The following is a 2077-nucleotide window of genomic DNA, read 5'->3' as shown; positions in this document are numbered from 1 at the left end:
CTGGGAGGTGAAGGTGACGCCCACCGCCGGCAGGGCGCGGCCGAAGCCGCCGAACATCGGGCGGTAATGCACGGGCTGCGGCGTGGGGATGGAGGCATTGGGGTCCCCCATGGGGGCCATGGCGATGGTGCCGCATTTCAGCACCATCTCCGGCTTCACGCCGAAGAAGGCGGGGTTCCACATCACGAGGTCGGCCAGCTTGCCCACTTCCACGCTGCCGACATGCTCGGCGATTCCCTGGGAAATGGCGGGGTTGATCGTGTATTTCGCGATGTAGCGGCGCGCGCGCAGGTTGTCGTTCTCCCCGGCCTCGCCGGCAAGCCGGCCGCGCTGCTGCTTCATCTTATGCGCGGTCTGCCAGGTACGGATGATCACCTCGCCCACCCGGCCCATGGCCTGGCTGTCGGATGACATCATGGAGATGGCACCAAGGTCATGCAGGATGTCCTCCGCCGCGATGGTTTCGCGACGGATGCGGCTCTCGGCGAAAGCCACGTCCTCCGGGATGCGGGGGTCGAGGTGATGGCACACCATGAGCATGTCGAGATGCTCGTCCAGCGTGTTGACCGTATAGGGCATGGTCGGATTGGTGGAGCTGGGCAGCACATTGGCTTCCCCCACCAGCCTCAGAATGTCCGGCGCATGGCCGCCGCCTGCGCCTTCCGTGTGAAAGGCCTGGATGGTGCGGCCGCCGATCGCCTTGATCGTGCTCTCGACGAAGCCGCTCTCGTTCAGCGTGTCCGTGTGAATGGCCACCTGCACATCCAGCGCATCGGCCACTGCCAGGCAGGTGTCGATGGCCTTGGGCGTGGTGCCCCAGTCCTCGTGCAGCTTCATCCCGGCGGCGCCGGCCAGGATCTGCTCCTCCAGTCCCCTCGGCAGGGCCGCGTTGCCCTTGCCGAGGAAACCGAGGTTCATCGGGAACCCCTCAGCCGCCTGCAGCATGCGGGCGAGATGAAAGGCGCCGGGCGTCGCGGTGGTGGCCAGGGTGCCATGGGCGGGGCCGGTGCCACCGCCGAACATGGTGGTGACGCCTGAGGCCAGTGCCTCCTCGATCTGCTGCGGGCAGATGAAGTGGATGTGCACGTCAATGCCGCCGGATGTGAGGATGCGCCCCTCGCAGGCGATGATCTCCGTCCCCGGCCCGATGATGATGTCCACCCCCGGCTGGGTGTCGGGATTGCCCGCCTTGCCGATGGCGGCGATGCGCCCGTCGCGCAGGCCGACATCCGCCTTGTAGATGCCGGTGTGGTCCAGGATCAGCGCATTGGTGATGACGGTGTCCATCGCGCCGCCGTCGCGCCCGATCTGGGACTGCCCCATGCCGTCGCGGATCACCTTGCCACCGCCGAACTTCACCTCCTCGCCGTAGGTGGTGAGGTCGCGCTCCACCTCGATGATGATGTCCGTATCCGCCAGGCGGACGCGATCGCCTGTGGTGGGGCCGTACATGCCGGCATAGGCGGAGCGGGAGATCCGGGCGGGCATGGTCTAGAGGCTTCCTTCCACGTCGCCACGGAAGCCGTGCACGATCCGTGCCCCCGCCAGCGGGATCAGCCGTACTGCGCGGGTCTGCCCCGGCTCGAAGCGCACCGCAGTGCCGGCCGCGATGTCCAGCCGCATGCCGCGCGCCTTTTCCCGATCGAAGGCAAGCTCGGGGTTCGTTTCAGCGAAATGGTAGTGGCTGCCCACCTGCACCGGGCGGTCGCCGGTATTGGCCACCTCCAACTCCGTCACGGGGCGGCCGGCATTCAGCTCGATCTCGCCCGACGCCGGGAAGATCTCTCCGGGGATCATGCGCGCCTCCTCAGCGGATTGGCTGATGGACGGTGACGAGCTTCGTCCCGTCGGGAAAGGTGGCTTCCACCTGGATCTCGTGGATCATCTCGGCCACGCCTTCCATCACCTGCTCTCGGGTGAGGACCGTGGCGCCGTCCCGCATCAGCTCCGCCACGCTGCGGCCGTCCCGCGCACCCTCCACCACGAAATCGCTTACCAGCGCCACGGCCTCCGGATGGTTCAGTTTCACGCCCCGTTCCAGGCGCCGCCTTGCTACCTGGGCGGCCATGGCGATCAG

General features: G+C 67.4%; 3 protein-coding genes. All 3 read right to left on the bottom strand.

Translation table 11 applies throughout. The annotated features are described in order from the left end of the window. Nucleotides 1–1488, bottom strand: a 1488-nt coding sequence (gene ureC, locus J8J14_RS24650) for an urease subunit alpha (protein ID WP_209382186.1), incomplete at its 3' end; no start/stop codon positions are given. 3 nt (nt 1489–1491) lie between these two features. After that, a complete protein-coding gene (locus J8J14_RS24645) occupies nt 1492–1797 on the bottom strand; it encodes an urease subunit beta (protein WP_209382185.1) in 306 nt (101 codons plus the stop codon). Between the two features lie 10 nt (nt 1798–1807). Further along, nucleotides 1808–2077, bottom strand: a 270-nt coding sequence (locus tag J8J14_RS24640) for an urease subunit gamma (protein WP_209382184.1), incomplete at its 5' end; no start/stop codon positions are given.

The sequence above is a fragment of the Pararoseomonas baculiformis genome (assembly GCF_017813395.1).
GTDB classification, from domain to species: Bacteria; Pseudomonadota; Alphaproteobacteria; order Acetobacterales; family Acetobacteraceae; genus Roseomonas; species Roseomonas baculiformis.
This window is presented reverse-complemented; position numbering and strand designations above follow the sequence as displayed.

Excerpts from the sequence above, each read along its gene's own strand:
- J8J14_RS24645 (WP_209382185.1), bottom strand. The coding sequence starts at position 1,797 with ATGATCCCCGGAGAGATCTTCCCGGCGTCGGGCGAGATCGAGCTGAAT.